17 protein-coding genes and 1 other RNA gene are annotated in these 15,683 nt (G+C 55.6%); 9 read left to right on the forward strand and 9 right to left on the reverse strand.

Translation table 11 applies throughout. The annotated features are described in order from the left end of the window. Nucleotides 1–176: 176 nt before the first annotated feature. Nucleotides 177–677: a YbaY family lipoprotein gene (locus tag K7B04_RS11365; RefSeq protein WP_163445938.1), complete on the forward strand. Its 501-nt coding sequence runs from the start codon at nucleotides 177–179 to the stop codon at nucleotides 675–677. Nucleotides 678–754: 77 nt separating this feature from the next. Here the strand turns inward: K7B04_RS11365 and K7B04_RS11370 are convergent, their stop codons facing one another. Next, a complete protein-coding gene (locus K7B04_RS11370; RefSeq protein ID WP_065356865.1) occupies nucleotides 755–1,066 on the reverse strand; it encodes an MGMT family protein in 312 nt (103 codons plus the stop codon). Nucleotides 1,067–1,231: 165 nt separating this feature from the next. Between K7B04_RS11370 and ffs the strand changes: the two genes are divergently transcribed. From ffs to K7B04_RS11385, 3 genes are all read left to right on the forward strand, one after another. After that, an RNA gene (gene ffs, locus K7B04_RS11375) (signal recognition particle sRNA small type) lies at nucleotides 1,232–1,328 on the forward strand. A gap of 307 nt (nucleotides 1,329–1,635) precedes the next feature. Beyond that, entirely contained in the window at nucleotides 1,636–1,884 is a 249-nt protein-coding gene (locus K7B04_RS11380; protein WP_223804044.1) for a hypothetical protein, read from the forward strand. Further along, nucleotides 1,881–2,096 carry a hypothetical protein gene (locus K7B04_RS11385; RefSeq protein ID WP_065356864.1) on the forward strand — a complete coding sequence of 72 codons (216 nt, stop codon included), beginning with the start codon at nucleotides 1,881–1,883 and terminating at the stop codon, nucleotides 2,094–2,096. The genes K7B04_RS11380 and K7B04_RS11385 overlap by 4 nt, the downstream gene beginning before the upstream one ends. Before the next feature lie 90 nt (nucleotides 2,097–2,186). On the opposite strand, the gene K7B04_RS11390 is transcribed toward K7B04_RS11385, so the two are convergent. Next, on the reverse strand, nucleotides 2,187–3,614 hold the full coding sequence (locus K7B04_RS11390) for a PLP-dependent aminotransferase family protein (RefSeq protein WP_223804153.1): 1,428 nt from the start codon (nucleotides 3,612–3,614) through the stop codon (nucleotides 2,187–2,189). An 87-nt stretch (nucleotides 3,615–3,701) separates the two neighbouring features. Between K7B04_RS11390 and K7B04_RS11395 the strand changes: the two genes are divergently transcribed. Further along, complete coding sequence (locus K7B04_RS11395; protein ID WP_163445940.1) at nucleotides 3,702–4,316, forward strand: hypothetical protein; 615 nt, start codon at nucleotides 3,702–3,704, stop codon at nucleotides 4,314–4,316. An 11-nt stretch (nucleotides 4,317–4,327) separates the two neighbouring features. On the opposite strand, the gene K7B04_RS11400 is transcribed toward K7B04_RS11395, so the two are convergent. Continuing rightward, nucleotides 4,328–5,173, reverse strand: a complete 846-nt coding sequence (locus tag K7B04_RS11400) for a nickel/cobalt efflux protein RcnA (protein ID WP_223804154.1) — start codon at nucleotides 5,171–5,173, stop codon at nucleotides 4,328–4,330. 135 nt (nucleotides 5,174–5,308) lie between these two features. Here K7B04_RS11400 and K7B04_RS11405 point away from each other — a divergent pair, with 135 nt between their 5' ends. Continuing rightward, nucleotides 5,309–5,581 carry a metal/formaldehyde-sensitive transcriptional repressor gene (locus K7B04_RS11405; protein WP_065356860.1) on the forward strand — a complete coding sequence of 91 codons (273 nt, stop codon included), beginning with the start codon at nucleotides 5,309–5,311 and terminating at the stop codon, nucleotides 5,579–5,581. On the opposite strand, the gene K7B04_RS11410 is transcribed toward K7B04_RS11405, so the two are convergent. The 6 genes from K7B04_RS11410 to ugpC form a co-directional block, all read right to left on the reverse strand. Further along, nucleotides 5,562–7,139 carry an EAL domain-containing protein gene (locus tag K7B04_RS11410; protein ID WP_223804045.1) on the reverse strand — a complete coding sequence of 526 codons (1,578 nt, stop codon included), beginning with the start codon at nucleotides 7,137–7,139 and terminating at the stop codon, nucleotides 5,562–5,564. The genes K7B04_RS11405 and K7B04_RS11410 overlap by 20 nt on opposite strands. A gap of 94 nt (nucleotides 7,140–7,233) precedes the next feature. Beyond that, complete coding sequence (locus K7B04_RS11415) at nucleotides 7,234–7,893, reverse strand: methionine ABC transporter permease (protein WP_167577333.1); 660 nt, start codon at nucleotides 7,891–7,893, stop codon at nucleotides 7,234–7,236. Then, on the reverse strand, nucleotides 7,890–8,681 hold the full coding sequence (locus K7B04_RS11420) for an ATP-binding cassette domain-containing protein (RefSeq protein ID WP_074416812.1): 792 nt from the start codon (nucleotides 8,679–8,681) through the stop codon (nucleotides 7,890–7,892). The genes K7B04_RS11415 and K7B04_RS11420 overlap by 4 nt, the downstream gene beginning before the upstream one ends. Continuing rightward, entirely contained in the window at nucleotides 8,678–9,484 is an 807-nt protein-coding gene (locus K7B04_RS11425; RefSeq protein WP_167576476.1) for a MetQ/NlpA family ABC transporter substrate-binding protein, read from the reverse strand. Before K7B04_RS11425 ends, K7B04_RS11420 begins: the two co-directional genes overlap by 4 nt. Before the next feature lie 25 nt (nucleotides 9,485–9,509). After that, nucleotides 9,510–10,541: an isopenicillin N synthase family oxygenase gene (locus K7B04_RS11430; protein ID WP_163445943.1), complete on the reverse strand. Its 1,032-nt coding sequence runs from the start codon at nucleotides 10,539–10,541 to the stop codon at nucleotides 9,510–9,512. A 230-nt stretch (nucleotides 10,542–10,771) separates the two neighbouring features. Then, a complete protein-coding gene (gene ugpC / locus K7B04_RS11435; RefSeq protein WP_064547968.1) occupies nucleotides 10,772–11,881 on the reverse strand; it encodes a sn-glycerol-3-phosphate ABC transporter ATP-binding protein UgpC in 1,110 nt (369 codons plus the stop codon). A 346-nt stretch (nucleotides 11,882–12,227) separates the two neighbouring features. Between ugpC and K7B04_RS11440 the strand changes: the two genes are divergently transcribed. The 3 genes from K7B04_RS11440 to K7B04_RS11450 are packed head-to-tail and all read left to right on the forward strand — an operon-like array spanning nucleotide 12,228 to nucleotide 15,682. Next, the gene (locus tag K7B04_RS11440) at nucleotides 12,228–13,460 is read left to right on the forward strand and encodes an extracellular solute-binding protein (RefSeq protein WP_167576475.1); all 1,233 of its coding nucleotides are present in this window, start codon (nucleotides 12,228–12,230) and stop codon (nucleotides 13,458–13,460) included. A gap of 53 nt (nucleotides 13,461–13,513) precedes the next feature. Further along, nucleotides 13,514–14,821: a sugar ABC transporter permease gene (locus K7B04_RS11445; RefSeq protein ID WP_163445944.1), complete on the forward strand. Its 1,308-nt coding sequence runs from the start codon at nucleotides 13,514–13,516 to the stop codon at nucleotides 14,819–14,821. Nucleotides 14,822–14,830: 9 nt separating this feature from the next. Then, on the forward strand, nucleotides 14,831–15,682 hold the full coding sequence (locus K7B04_RS11450) for a sugar ABC transporter permease (protein WP_035891868.1): 852 nt from the start codon (nucleotides 14,831–14,833) through the stop codon (nucleotides 15,680–15,682). Nucleotide 15,683 lies beyond the last annotated feature (1 nt).

Genomic DNA, 15,683 nt, shown 5'->3' on the forward strand with positions numbered 1-15,683 from the left:
TTTCCATTATAACGCAGTTTCGTCAGTGGTCCGATGGGTTCAATTATCTGAATAATGGGGCATTTGCAGGCATTAATGTGAAATATGTGCCACACTTGAGCGGTAAAAGTTGTTAAGGCGATGTCACTCAATTGAGAAAACAGCCTTAATTTGAGTGAGCGAAAAGGAGAATGCTAATGAAACTCGTGCCGATCTTAAGCGGTCTGGCGATTGCGCTGACCCTCGCGGGCTGTGCCCAGACTCACCAGCAAAGTCAGAATCAGACGCCTGCGCCGCAAGCAGCAACTCAGGCTGAGGCCATTACCGGCCCGACCGTCTCTGGTAACGTGTGGATTCGCCAGAAAGTGGCGCTGCCGCCGGAAGCGGTGCTGACGGTCACGCTGTCGGATGCTTCCCTGGCCGATGCGCCGGCAAAAGTGCTGTCGCAGAAAGTGACCCGTACCGAAGGTAAGCAGGCGCCGTTTAGCTTTGTGCTGCCGTATAACCCGGCAGATATTCAGCCTAACGCCCGCATCCTGTTAAGCGCGGCGGTGACCCTCGACGGTAAGCTGCTGTTTATTACCGATACTATCCAGGAAGTCATCAACCACGGCGGTACCAAGGCCGATGTGACCCTGGTTCCGGTACAGCAAACCGCGGTACCGGTGCAGGACACCGCGCCGGTTCAGGTGCCGTAAATGAAAATGCCCTCCAGCGTGAGGGCATTTTTTTGTTCGTCGCAGACTGACGACTTCGGTTCTGTGACGCCAGAATCTCAATATCGCCAGCGATATTTCTGCATATCAATTTGTCCGCTCCCCGATACCTGTACCCCTTCAGCCAGCAGCGCCTGACGCTGGCGTTGAAGATCCGGCCCGGTAAGCGATATTGCGCCGTGACGGTTTACCACACGGTACCACGGCAGCGTTGAGCCTTCCGGCAGGCGTTTGAGCACGCCGCCTACCTGCCGCGCGGCGCGCGGGGAACCAGCCAGCCGGGCGACATCGCCGTAGGTCGTCACATACCCTTCCGGAATGGAGGCGACGATTTGCCAAACGCGTTGGGGGAAAGAATCTAAAGCATCCATAGTCAGTTCCTGAAGGCAGAACCTTTAGCATAATCAGCCTGATGTCCCGTGTGAAGGGAGGATTGCGCAAGAATCCAGCAGGTAGAAGCGGATAGCTTGCAATTGCCTGCTTCAGCAGGGATAATGCGCCAGCGCGTTGGGTAACAACGCTCTCAATGGGGGCTCTGTTGGTTCTCCCGCAACGCTACTCTGTTTACCAGGTCAGGTCCGGAAGGAAGCAGCCAAGGCAGATGACGCGTGTGCCGGGATGTAGCTGGCAGGGCCCCCACCCATTTGTATTCCCTCTTTTTTTTCATTCTCCGTAATGTTATTAATCCCTTTATTTATTAAGGTTATTCTCGCCTGCGCGTCAATTAAGCTTCATTTATTTGTAATAATACTGTCATGTACGTGTCATAAATTGTATTTAAATTAATATTGGGTATTTATATTGCCTGTTGTGTTAAAAATATATTTGTGGAATGTGTTGTTGAGTTCATGTATTAGTTATTACAGAAATAATACACAAAACCATTTTTCAGTGGTTAACACACGCGTTCGGGATGACGCGTTGCTACGGGAAGGTAAACATGACAATTGCAGTGCTGAACGTAAAAATTGATGAGACCGTTAAAGAGAAACTTCGTCACTATGCTGAGGCCAATGGCCTGACTTTAGGGGCCGCGGCGGAGAAGCTACTGCTGTCGGGCTTTACGGCGGAAGAAGAGGCGGGTGTATGTGAAGACGACATCGATAGCCAGCATACGGAAGAGGATGTTTCACCATTTACACCTAAAGAAATCAAAGCATTACGTAAATTACTGAAGAAGAAAAAATGAAACAGCAACCGACAATAGCGTGTAACTATAGTGAAGCCTGCGCTCTGTTACGCTCGGGCTACGTCAAGCATGTTCTTCTCAACTGGAACGTCGGCAGCGATGAATTCTTTCGTATCGCCTCTGACTGGTGTGATACCGGGGCAAAAATTAAGAAAGAGGGCGAATCTTTCGTTATTTCACTGAAAGGCTTTCCGATTCCTCCGCAGCACTAATATATTCTTTTATTTGGCGTTATCTTTTTAAAGAATATATCAGCGCCAGGCCGGTTTCGTTATTGGGTGGCGAGATAGGTATGCGCACGGTTAGATTATTTTTCGCATCTTATTTCCCCCGGACTGGCCTGCTAACGTTGCCCATATTGGCTGCAACGTAGTGAACGCGCGACGCAGCGTTTCATCATCCAGGGTGAAGGGAAGACGTAAATTTCGCTCGCCGCTTCCGGCCAGACCAAAACGCGTCCCCACGCCAATATGAATTCCGCTGCCTTCCGCGCGCGCGGCAAAACGTGTCGCCATCATTTCCGGTAGTTCAACCCAAAACGACAGTCCGCCCTCCGGCATCCTGAATTTCCACTGTGGGAAATACTCCTGCATCAGCGAGGCACACATGTCGCGACGGGCTTTCAGCTGATGACGTCTTGCGGGCAGCAGAGTACTTTCGTTTTCCAGTAACCAGCAGGTGGCCAGCTGTTCCAGCAGCGGCGAACCTAAATCCAGGGTATCCCGGGTTTGAACCAACGCGGCAATGGTTTGTGACGATGCGCGGATCCAGCCCAGTCGTAATCCACCCCAAAAGCTTTTGCCGGTTGAACCCACGCTAATAATCGGCGCCTCGCGGTTAAAGGCCGCCAGTGGAGGCGGCGGCGGCGCGTTGTACCATAAATCGACCATGGTTTCGTCCACGACCAGCGTCGTGCAGGTGCGGGCCGCCAGATCGGCGACGGTCTGCCGCGTGGCGCGATCCATGCATTGCCCGGTGGGGTTTTGAAAATCGGGCATCAGATACGCCAGGCGCGGGGCCGTCTGGGCAATGATCGCCGCCAGCCCATCGGTATCCCATCCCCGGTCCGGCAGCGGCAGAGCCACCGGACGGCAGGAGGCTCCCTCAATGGCGGAAATCGCCAGCGGATAGGTGGGTGTTTCCACCACTACCCGATCGCCCGGCCCGGTCAGATAGCGCAGAATCAGCGCCAGCCCGCTGACCGCCCCGTTCACCAGCATAATTTCATCGGCATGAGTAGCCAGACCGCGAGCGGTGTAGCGTTGGGCAATCGCCTCGCGTAACACGGGCAGGCCATGCTGATCGTAGCCTGTCGTAGCAAGGTACTCCGGCAGCATCGATAGCGCGTGGCTATAGGCCTGGTGAATTTCTGCCCCTGCCGCCAGCGCGGCGGTAGAGAGATTCAGCGTTTGGGCGGTATTTAAGCGTGGCGTGGACGGGCGGTTTTCACCAGCCAGTCTCACCGTCGAGCCACTGCCCTGACGGCTCTGTACGTAACCCTCATCACGCAACTGCGCCAGCGCGCTGGCAATGGTCGTACGGCTAACACCAAGCGCGCTGGCAAATTCGCGCTCGCCAGGCAGGCGGGTATCCAGCGGCAGTCGGCCATCAAGAATCAGCAACCGCAGCGCATCGGTAAGCTGGCGCCAGAGCGGCGTGGAAGAGGGGCTTTCCTGCCACTGACCGAGCAGGCGAACTAATGATTGGGTGGCGGAACGTCGGCGCATCAGAGCAGTCCACTTTTTAAAAACTGGTCATTAATCATAATGCCATTTTTGTCGATGATGAAAGCATCAATACGACAGGCAGAGGTATTTATGTTACGCCGACTGATTCAGCTTTATATCGGATTAATACTTTACGGCGTCTCGACTGCCGTTTACGTGCGAGCCAACCTGGGAGCCGACCCATGGAACGTTTTTCACCTCGGCGTTGCCGGACTGGCATCGATGGATATTGGCATGGTGATGATTCTCACCGGTGCGGCGGTACTGTTGCTGTGGATCCCGCTGCGTCAGCGTCCGGGGCTTGGCACCATCAGTAACGTGATTGTGCTCGGGCTGGCGGCAGACGCGACGCTGTCGCTGATGCCGCCGCTGGAATCACTCTGGTTACGTGCCGTGCTGTTGCTGCTGGCGGTCCTGCTGAATGCGCTGGCCACCGGGATGTACATCGGCGCAGGGTTTGGCGCAGGTCCGCGCGATGGGCTGATGACCGGTATTCACGCCCGGACCGGCTGGCCGATCCGGCGTATTCGTACCACTATCGAAATCTCGGTGCTGTTGATTGGCATCGTGCTGGGCGGCGCGTTTGGCATCGGGACCGTACTGTACGCGTTGGCGATTGGTCCGTTGATCCAGATTTGCCTGCCGTGGTTCCAGCTACCCCGCGCAGCGCCGCCCGCGCCGATGAAGGCCGAGCCGCTCTCCTGAACAAAACGGCATCACGCCAGCGCGCTGATGCCGTGTCCCATCATGTAGATCCCCACCACAATAATCAGTGCGCCGGAAAACCACGGCGCTTTACGCGACAGTTCGCCAAACCCGCTCCAGCGTTTGCTGACGTGCTTGAGGCCGATGGCGGCAATCGCGCCGGAAGCCACCAGCGTCAGCGCGAGCCCGACGCTGAAGCTCAATACCAGCGTGGCGCCCAGCGCAACGTGCTTGAGTTGCAGACAGATCAGCAGAATGGTGATTGACGCCGGGCAGGGGATTAGCCCGCCGGTCAGGCCAAACATCACGATTTGCCCGGTGGTGACGTCCTGTCCTTTAAAGCGACGATTGATCTCTTCGGCATGCGCGCGCTGATGCGCATCCTGCCAGTCGGCATCGACCAGATTTGCGTGAGGGTGATGAGGGGCATGATGATCATGATCGTGGTGGTGGTGATCGTGGTCATGATGGTCATGGTCATGGTCATGGTCATGATGGTGATGATCGTGCGCGCCGTGCGACTCACGCCAGGTGCGCCACAGCATCCACAACGCGATGGCAATAATGATTATCCCGGAAAGCAGCTGAAACCATGGCTCGGCGGTTTGCGCATCCCAGCCGCGGCCAAACCACATGCCTGCCATTGCGATGATCCACACGACCACCGTGTGCGACAGCGTCGCCGCCAGCCCTAATAGAACTGCCTGTTTCAGCGTCCCTCGAATGGCAACGATAAAGGCCGCCATCATCGTTTTTGAATGCCCCGGCTCCAGCCCATGCAGCGCGCCAAGCAGAATTGCGCCGGGGATAAAGAACCAGGCATTGCCTTGTTGTAAGAGTGTGGTGAAGTCGGTCATTGTCGGCAGGATCCTTGCAAAAAAGTGCATGCACTATACTCCCACCCAGTAGTCATATACTACCCCTAAGTATAAAAATGCCCAGTGAAGAGCGCCCGTGGTATGCTTGCGCAGGAGTTAAGAAAGGATCCCGCTATGTCACATACCGTTCGCCACAAGAAGATGTTATTGACGCGCCTGAAGAAAATTCAGGGGCAGAGTGCCGCGCTGGAAAAAATGCTCAACCGAGACCACGAATGTGCCGAAGTGCTACAGCAACTGGCGGCGATTCGTGGGGCGGTAAACGGCATGATGATGCAGGTGATTCAGGGCCATCTCACCGATCACGTGGTGAAAGAGCCCGAAGAGACGCAGCGTGAGGCCGATCTCGATGTGGTGATGCAGGTGATTAAGTCTTATCTGAAGTAGCGTGCGTCCTGAGGTTGTTCTCCGCCCAGAGAATAAAGGCCTCTTTCGGTAAGGCTTTGCTATAGAGCCAGCCTTGTCCAAACTGGACGCCATGCTCGTGCAGCCATGCCTCCTGGCAGGTGGTTTCAATGCCTTCCGCCACGATATTCAGCTGTAGCGTTTTCGCCATCTCGATGATGTAGGGCGTCACTTGTGCGTACTCCAGCGCGTCAACGAAGGATTTGTCCAGCTTTAAGGTATCGACTTCCAGATCCTGGAGATAGCGCAGGCTGGAATAACCGGTACCAAAGTCATCGATATAGATTGCGTGTCCCGCCTCGCGGTAGGCGTTAAGCGCCGGCAGCGTGGTTTTCGGGTCGGCAAAGCCGCGTTCGGTCAACTCCAGCGCTACCTGCTGCGGCTGCACCTGCCAGATTCGCAGCTGCTGGTGTAGCAGAGTTTGCAGCACCACCGATTGAAAATCAGCGACTGAGAGATTAATCGACACGTGCAGTTCAGGATGCAGACTTAGCCATTTACCCAGGTCGTGGAAGACCGTTTTGACGACGCTTTCGGTCAGCGCGGTAATGAGCCCGCATTGTTCTGCAAGTGGAATAAAGATCTCCGGCGAGAGATAAGTGCCGTCCGGTTGTTTCCAGCGTGCGAGCGCTTCACAGCCCACCACTTTACCGTCGCTTAGCGACACAATCGGCTGATAGTAAACGGAAATATCGTCGTTGTTTAACGCATCCTGCATTCGTTGTTTTGGTGATTGCAGACGTTTTAGCACCCGCAGAATCAGCCAGCAGGCAAGCAGGCTGATGACCATGCCTGCCGGTACCCAAATCATCAGCTGATGCCGTAAACGCGTCGACAGCGGGAGGGTAGACGACCAGGTCATGATCGTGACCTGTATATCAGGGAACTGACGCACGGTGTAGACCACGTTGTTGCTGGTCAGCGATGAAAGATGCTCCTGCTTGATACGTTGCCATGCCTGTTGGTCGAGCGGCGCGCTGCTGGCGAGGACGCGGTTGTTATGGGTGCTGATCAGCGCGACCTGGGTGGTTGAGTTGGTAAACGGAATGACGTCAATAAACGAGATAGGGTCGATAATCACCATATGGTGTTCGGAGGCGAAAGCCGCCATATAACGCTGAATACCCAGATCGTTTCTCTCGGTGTACCAGGCGCGATAGCCTGCGGGGATAATGCGGTCCGGCGGTGGGAAGGTAAAGCCGTTGCCGTCACTTTCCAGCGACGAACATTGGACGGTATTTCCATCGAGATACAGCACTTCCTGGATATAGCGCCAGGAGTAGGAGAGACGGCGCATGGCCTGCAGGTGTTCCGGGTCACACCCGGACACCTGGAGTGAATCCATCTCCCGCAGCGCGCCTTTTGCCTGCTCCATAACCTGTTCGGTGCGAATAAAGACCCGGGAGGCGTAGGTCTCCTGCTCATCGATAAACTGATTGTGCGCTTCACGTTGGGCGAGCCAGACACTCAGCAGTATCGGCAAAAAAATGGCCAAAATAAGCACGCCGGTTATCAGACCGACCAGATGTCGAGTTGTCACTGCCAGTCCTTATCCTAGGCTAAGTACGACAAGTATACCTGACAATCCAGACGGTTATTACGCGAAATCGCTCGTTTGTTCAAATGACAGCAGGCTAGCGCCGATGCGCCAGCGAACGTACCAGCCTGTCGCCGCCCATCTGCACCGCCTGCACCATCAGTACCAGAATTAACACGGTGCCGACCATAATTTGATCGTTAAACCGCTGATAACCGTAGCGAATGGCTAAGTCACCGAGCCCACCACCGCCGATAACGCCGGCCATTGAGGAAAAGCCAATCAGCATCACGATGGTTAGGGTGGTGGCGGCCAGCAACGCGGGCAGCGCTTCGGGGAGTAGCGCTTTGGCGATGACGTGCCAGACGCTGCCGCCCATCGACAACACTGCTTCAATTCGCCCGTAGTCCACTTCATCCAGCGCGTTTTCCGTCAGGCGCGCGAAAAAGGGGAATGCGCCGATGGTAATGGGCACAATCGCCGCGGTGCTGCCTAGCGTGGTGCCCACCAGCAGACGGGTAAAGGGTATCAGCGCAATCAGCAGCACAATAAACGGCAGCGAGCGACCGGTATTGATGACTGCGCCCAGCACTGCGTTAAGGCGCGGCATCGGCACTAATCCCTGACGGCGCGAGATGAACAGTAATACCCCCAGCGGCAGGCCAATCAGCACGGTAAACAGCGCTGCCAGACCCACCATGTACAGCGTCTCCAGCGTGCCGTTGACCAGCAGCGGCCATAAATCTTCCCAGCTCATGCGACTATGCATAATTGTCTCCTGTCGAGGCCATGACGTGCCAGGAAGCGGCGCTCTTCGTCGCCGTCCCCCAGTAAAATATCGCGCAGGCGCGACCAGGGAGAGGCCAGCAGATCGGCGATTTTACCGCTCTCCTGGAGTTCGCCACCTTCCAGTAGCGCCACGTGATCGCAGAGATTTTTCACCACTTCCAACTGGTGGGTAATCAGGACAATCGTCAACCCAAGCTGGCGGTTAATGGTTTCCAGTAGCGCCAGCACGCTGGCAGTGGTCTCGGCGTCGAGCGCGCTGGTCGCTTCATCGCACAGCAGCACGTCGGGTTCCGCCGCCAGCGCGCGGGCAATGCCTACGCGCTGTTTTTGGCCTCCGGAAAGCTGGGAGGGGAAGGCGTCAGCTTTGTCGCTTAGCCCCACCAGCGCCAGCAGTTCGGCGACGCGTTGTTGCCGCTGCGCTTTCGCGATACCGGCAATTTCCAGCGGCACCGCGACGTTGTCGGCGACGCTGCGGGCGTGTAAAAGGTTGAAGTGCTGAAAAATCATGCCGGTGCGCAGACGATGGGCGCGCAGCTGCGCCTTATCGTACTGCGCAATATCTTCTCCGTTGAACAGGACGCGGCCCGCGCTGGGCCGCTCCAGTAAATTCAGGCAACGAATCAGGGTACTTTTACCTGCGCCGCTGCGCCCGAGTATCCCGTAAATCGCCCCTTTCGGAACGCTAAACGACACGTTGTTGAGTGCCGGTTGGCCGCCTCCGGCATACTGCTTGCTCAGCCCTTCAATAACGATCATGACTGTGGCGCGCTAACCGGGATCACTGAGCCGTTATAGTGCTGGCGAATAAATTCCGCCACCTGCGGCGAGGTCAGATCTTTAGCCAGCTCTTTGATGCGCGGATCGTTAGCCAACTGCGGGTTGGTGACCAGAATATTGGCATACGGGTTATGTTCGGCGCTCTCCAGCCCCAGCGCGTCTTTCGCCGGCGTCAGCCCAGCTTCCAGCGCGTAGTTACCGTTGATCACCGCCAGATCGACGTCATCCAGCGAGCGCGGGATCTGCGGCGATTCCACTTCCAGAATCTTCAGCTTATGCGGGTTCTCAACGATATCTTTTGGCGTTGCCAGCGTGGTGGCCGGGTCGGTAAATTTGGCCGCGAGCTTAATCAGCCCTTTGCTTTGCAGCAGGAACAGCGCGCGGCTCAGGTTGGTGGTGTTGTTCGGTACCGCCACGGTGGCGCCTTCCGGCAGCGACTGCAGATCTTTGTGCTTGTGCGAATAGATGCCCAACGGCTCAATGTGCACCGTCGCGGCGACGGCGAAGGTTTTACCCAACGCTTTTTCCTGATCTTTCAGATACGGCACGTGCTGGAAGTAGTTGGCGTCGACGTCGCCGTTGGCCAGCAGTTCGTTGGCGTTAACGCCGCTGGTCAGCTCGACGATTTTCAGATCGAGTTTAGGATCCTGTTTCTTAATAAAGTTAAGGATTTCTGCATGTGGAACCGGGTCAGCAGCGATACGCAGCGGCTCGGCTGATGCGCTCCAGGCCAGAGAAAGAGACAGTGCAACCCCTGCCAGTTTGAATGCGGCATGTTTCATGGTGTGTTTCCTTATTGTTTTGGTGTCAGGCAATCAGTTGTTCGCTGCGGGCGCGCAGCACATCACGGTAATAGCGTTCTGCCACGTCCGGGTGGGATCGCAGGCGGCCTTTCAGATAGTTCCAGCCCACATCGCGTAGCAATGGATTCTGCGGATCGCTTTGTGGCCCGTTGGCTTCCCGCGCCAGCGTTTCAGGCAGCGAGTAAACCGGCACCACGGCGTCCAGCTGAGCGCCGAGGAAGAAGGCGATAGACAGGCGCTGCTGATTGGCTGGTGGCGTCACCACGCGATGGACGGTAGCGCGCAGATAGCCATTGGTCGCCAGCTCCAGCAGTTCGCCAATGTTCACCACAAAGCTGCCGGGCAGCGGGACCGCATCGATCCACTGACCGTCGCTGACCTCCACCTGTAGACCTTTCTGGTCATCTTGCAGCAGGAAGCTCAGGAAGCCGGAATCTTTGTGCGCGCCAACACCCTGGGTGCTGTTCTGCGTCTCCTGCTGGCCCGGATAGCGAATCAGTTTGATATGTTCGTTCGGCTTTTCGCCGTACAGGGTATCGAAGGCTTCCGGCGGCAGCTGGAGCGACTCGGCGAAGGCGCGCAGTAGCGTCATGGCCATCTCGGTCATCGCGCGTTGCCATTGCAGTAGAACCGGGCGCAACGTCGGCAGCGCTTCGGGCCACAGATTTGGCCCCTGTAATTGCAGCCAGCGTGGATCGTGTTCCCTTAGGGTAATCGCCTGGCGTTCCGCGCCGATATCAAACTGTTCTCGCCAGTCTGGTTGCCCGCGGGTGAGCTCGGCGGCACTGCGGTTGTAGCCACGAAAATGCGGGGAGTGAATCATCGCCACCTGCTGTTTTTGTTCGTCGGACAGGGCGAAAAAGCGGCGGGATTCAGACTGTAACGACTGCTGTAGGGCGTCGTTGATGCCGTGATCGGTCAGATAAAAAAAGCCAACGTCGCGGGCTGCGTGGCGAAGCTCTTGCAGAAATTCAGCGCGCTCAGATGGCTGATGATAGCGGGCCAGGCTGAGGATTGGCAGGGTGGTCAGACTCATGGTGCTCTCCATTTTGCAGATGAATGCCGTGGTATTCAGGTGGTGCGAATGCGGGATGACAACAACAGCGCTGCATGGGATATCTCCTTTGGGTTAATGGAGACAGACTGCCTGATGGCGGAGGAGGCGACCAATAACGTTATTTTCTAATTTAGAACTGCGGGAGGGTCTGAGCTTTTGCGAAATTTTGCTAAAGCGCACGGCACAAGGCCGTGCGCGCGAGAAGGGGATTAATGCTGATTCGGCGCGGCAATATCTGCGCTGATGCGCAGGCCATCTTCGTCAAAGATCATGCAGTGCTGGTTATCGAAGGCGAGGTCAATTTGCTGCCATGGGCGGAAATGAACGTCCCCCGGCAGCAGAATTTTCACGTTATCGTGGCCGTAGCACTGACCGAACAGATAGGTATTGTTGCCAAGACGCTCGACCACTTCACAGTTAAAGGCCAGTACCGTCCCGCTTGTGGTGTTGGTTGAGAGATGCTCCGGGCGAATGCCCAGCGTGACGGTGGCGCCCGGCGTGAGTGGGGTGGTCTCTATAGCCAGCGTCAGCGTGTGCTGCTGGGCGAGTTTCACGGTCAGCGAGCCTGGCTGCCAGTCGGCAACGGTAGCGGGCAGGAAGTTCATCTTCGGTGAGCCGATAAACCCGGCGACAAACTTATTGATAGGGTTGTAGTAAAGATCCATCGGTGAGCCCATCTGCTCAACCTTACCGTAGTTCATCACCACGATTTTATCGGCCAGCGTCATCGCTTCGACCTGATCGTGGGTGACATACACCATGGTGGTTTTCAGCTCCTGGTGCAGGCGCGCAATGTGCAGACGCATATCCACGCGCAGTTCGGCGTCGAGGTTTGACAGCGGCTCATCGAACATAAAAACGCGAGGGTTACGCACGATGGCACGCCCAATGGCCACACGCTGACGCTGGCCGCCGGAAAGTTGCTTTGGTTTACGATCCAGCAGGTGAGAAAGCTGTAGCGTTTTGGCGACCATTTCGACCTGACGACGAATATCGTCTTTCGGCACTTTGTTCACCTTCAGGCCGTAGCCCATGTTCTCGGCGACGGTCATGTGTGGGTAGAGGGCGTAAGACTGGAATACCATCGCCACACCGCGGTGCGACGGCGCGACATCGTTCATGACTTCGTCGCCGATCAGTACTTCGCCGTCGCTGACCTCTTCCAGCCCGGCAATCATCCGCAGCAGCGTTGACTTGCCGCAGCCGGATGGGCCGACAAACACGGCAAATTCGCCGTCTTCAATATCGAGATTGACATTATGCAGCGTGACGGTGCTGCCAAAGCGTTTTGTGACGTTCCTCAGTCGGATATTAGACATCGACGTTCCCCGAAGTTGTTAACCTTTGCCTGCCGTTGGAGGAGGGCCGCTGAATGTCATTTGTGTATTACGTATTACAATTCAGTCAGGCGATGCTCAACAGCGTAAAAATCTTGGAAAGACTATAACTTCCGCTAATTACGTGCCCTATATCGATGTTTCATTTCTGCAATCACGATCACACAACTCGCAGTTGTTAGTGGTTTTATCATTACTCAAAGCGTAGCGTATAACAAAGTAAAGGCGGCCGAGTAACTCGGTGCTAAACAAGCATTATACGTATCACAGCGTTCTGTACCCTGTAGTCAAAAACGATAAATTGTTACACCTTCACATGAGGTTGATAATGAAAAAGAACACTATTGCCGCACTTGTCCTTACCACTCTGGCCGCGGGGCAGTTGATTAGCCTGCAGGCTCACGCGGCTACGCAGCTTAACGTCTGGGAAGACATAAAGAAATCCGCCGGAATTAAGGATGCTATCGCTGATTTCGAAAAACAGTATGACGTTAAGGTCAACGTGCAGGAGATGCCCTACGCGCAGCAGCTGGAAAAACTGCGCCTTGATGGCCCGGCGGGGATTGGCCCTGATGTTCTGGTTATTCCAAACGATCAGCTCGGTGGCGCGGTGGTTCAGGGGCTGCTGTCGCCGCTGAAGCTTGACCAGAAGCAAATTGATGAGTTTACCCCTGCATCGATTAACGCTTTTCGTATGGACAACGCTCTGTATGGTGTGCCGAAAGCGGTCGAAACGCTGGTGCTGATTTACAACAAAGATTTAATCGATAAGCCGCTGGCCAGCCTTCCGGAATGGTATGACTATTCGAAAACCCAGCGTGCGCAGAACAAATACGGGCTGCTCGCCAAGTTCGACCAGATTTACTACAGCTGGGGCGCGATTGGCCCGATGGGCGGCTATATCTTTGGCGATAACGGCAAAGGCGGCTACAACGCGCAGGATGTCGGTCTGAACAAGCCTGGCGCCGTGGAAGCGGTAACTTACCTGAAAAAATTCTATGCCGACGGCGTCTTCCCTGCGGGAATTATTGGCGACAACGGTCTGAACGCCATTGATTCGCTGTTCACTGAGAAGAAAGCGGCGGCGGTTATCAATGGACCGTGGGCTTTCCAGCCGTATGAAGCCGCCGGCATCAACTACGGTGTGGCACCGCTACCAAATCTGCCGGACGGTAAACCGATGAGCTCCTTCCTTGGCGTGAAGGGCTACGTGGTGTCGACATGGAGTAAAGATAAGGAGATGGCGCAGAAGTTCATCGCGTTTATCAACCAGCCGCAGTATGTGAAAACGCGCTATATCGCGACGCGTGAGATCCCACCGCAGAAGGCGATGATTGACGATCCAATTATCAAGAACGATGAGAAAGCCAGCGCCGTTGCGGTGCAGGCGGCGCGCGCGACGGCAATGCCGGGTATTCCGGAAATGGGCGAAGTGTGGGGGCCGGCCAACGCGGCGCTCGAGCTGAGCCTCACCGGTAAGCAAGAGCCGAAAGCGGCGCTCGATAACGCCGAAAAACAGGTCAAGATGCAGATCGAAGCCATGCAGGCGAGTAACCAGTAAGCGCTGACGTCACGGACGGGAGGGGGACCTCCCGTTTTAAGAAGGAGCCGTGTGTGATTATCAATCCAAGCGAAAATGTAAACAGAGCGCAGGGGGCTGGTCGCCATGCGTGGTGCGGCCTGTTGTTGGCCATTGTGCCTGGCTTTGGCCAGTTCTATCACCGCCAGTGGCTAAAGGGACTTATCTTCCTGGTGCTGCTCAGCAGCTTTATGGGGGTGTTTTATGATTTCTTGCGTGAAGGGCTGTGGGGGCTATACACGTTGGGAGAAGAGGTACCGCGCGATAACTCTATTTTCCTGTTAGCGGAAGGGATTATCAGCGTCCTGATTGTCGCCTTTGGCGTTACCGTCTATTACCTCTCCTTGCGTGATGCGTGGGTCAACGGCAAGAAGCGCGATGAAGGCCAGCAGCTGAACAGCGTGCGCAAGCAGTATCAGATGCTGCTGAGCGATGGCTTTCCCTATCTCATGATCACCCCAGGGTTCATCCTGCTGGTATTCGTGGTGATTTTCCCGATCCTGTTTGGTTTTGCCATTGCCTTTACCAACTACAACCTTTACCACACGCCGCCAGCCAAGCTGGTGGACTGGGTAGGGCTTAAGAACTTCGTCAATATTTTCACGCTATCCATCTGGCGTTCGACCTTCTTTGATGTGCTGCAGTGGACGGTGGTCTGGACGCTGCTGGCTACCACGCTGCAATGTACCGTGGGCGTGCTGCTGGCGATTCTGGTGAACCAGAAGGATCTGCGCTTTAAGCCGCTTATCCGGACTATCTTTATTCTGCCGTGGGCGGTGCCGGGCTTTGTCACCATTCTGGTGTTTGCCGGGATGTTTAACGACTCTTTCGGCGTCATTAACAACGCAATTCTGGCGTTCTTCGGTATCAGCCCGAAAGCGTGGATGACCGATCCGTTCTGGACCAAGACCGCGCTGATTATGATGCAGACCTGGCTTGGCTTCCCGTTTGTGTTTGCCATGACCACGGGGGTATTGCAGGCGATTCCTGACGATCTCTACGAAGCGGCGACGATGGACGGTGCCAGCACCACCACCAAACTGCGCACGATTACGCTGCCGCTGGTGCTGTACTCGATTGCGCCCATCATCATCACGCAATACACCTTCAACTTTAACAACTTCAACATCATCTACTTGTTTAACAACGGTGGGCCGGCGGTGGCTGGGTCGAACGCGGGCGGTACGGATATTCTGGTGTCGTGGATCTATAAGCTGACTATGTCCTCTTCCCAGTACGCCATTGCGGCAACCATTACCATCCTGCTGTCGATTTTTGTCGTCGGGCTGGCGTTGTGGCAGTTCCGCGCCACGAAATCCTTCAAAAACGACGATATGGCGTAAGGGAATAACATGGCTAAATCACAAAGTATCAAACGTGAAAAATGGGTGCGTCTCTCGCTCTCCTGGCTGGTTATCGTGCTGGTTTCCACCATCATTATTTACCCGCTGATCTGGACCATTGGCGCGTCGCTCAACGCCGGTAACAGCCTGTTGAGTACCTCCATTATTCCGGAGAATCTGTCGTTCCAGCATTACGCGGATCTGTTTAACGGCCAGGTGAACTATATGACCTGGTACTGGAACTCGATGAAAATCAGCTTCCTGACCATGGTACTGACGCTGATCAGTGTCAGCTTCACCGCCTACGCGTTCTCGCGCTTTCGCTTTAAAGGGCGGCAGAACGGGCTGATGCTGTTTTTACTGCTGCAGATGATCCCGCAGTTTTCCGCGCTGATCGCCATTTTCGTGCTCTCTCAGCTGCTGGGGCTGATTAACAGCCACTTCGCGCTGGTGCTGATCTACGTGGCGGGGATGATCCCGATGAATACCTATCTGATGAAAGGCTATCTCGACGCGATCCCCAAAGATCTTGATGAGTCCGCGCGCATGGACGGGGCGAGTAACTTCCGCATCTTTATCGAGATAATCATGCCGCTGTCGAAGCCGATTGTGGCGGTGGTGGCGCTGTTTTCCTTCACCGGCCCGCTGGGAGATTTCATTCTCTCCAGCACCATCCTGCGTACGCCGGATAAATACACGCTGCCTATCGGGTTGTACAACCTGGTGGCGCAAAAAATGGGCGCCAGTTACACCACCTACGCGGCAGGTGCCGTGCTGATTGCCGTACCGGTGGCGATTCTCTATCTGGCATTACAGAAATACTTCGTGTCCGGCCTGACCTCCGGCAGCACCAAAGGATAAC

Source organism: Kluyvera sp. CRP (genome assembly GCF_019930565.1).
Taxonomy (GTDB): domain Bacteria; phylum Pseudomonadota; class Gammaproteobacteria; order Enterobacterales; family Enterobacteriaceae; genus Kluyvera; species Kluyvera georgiana_A.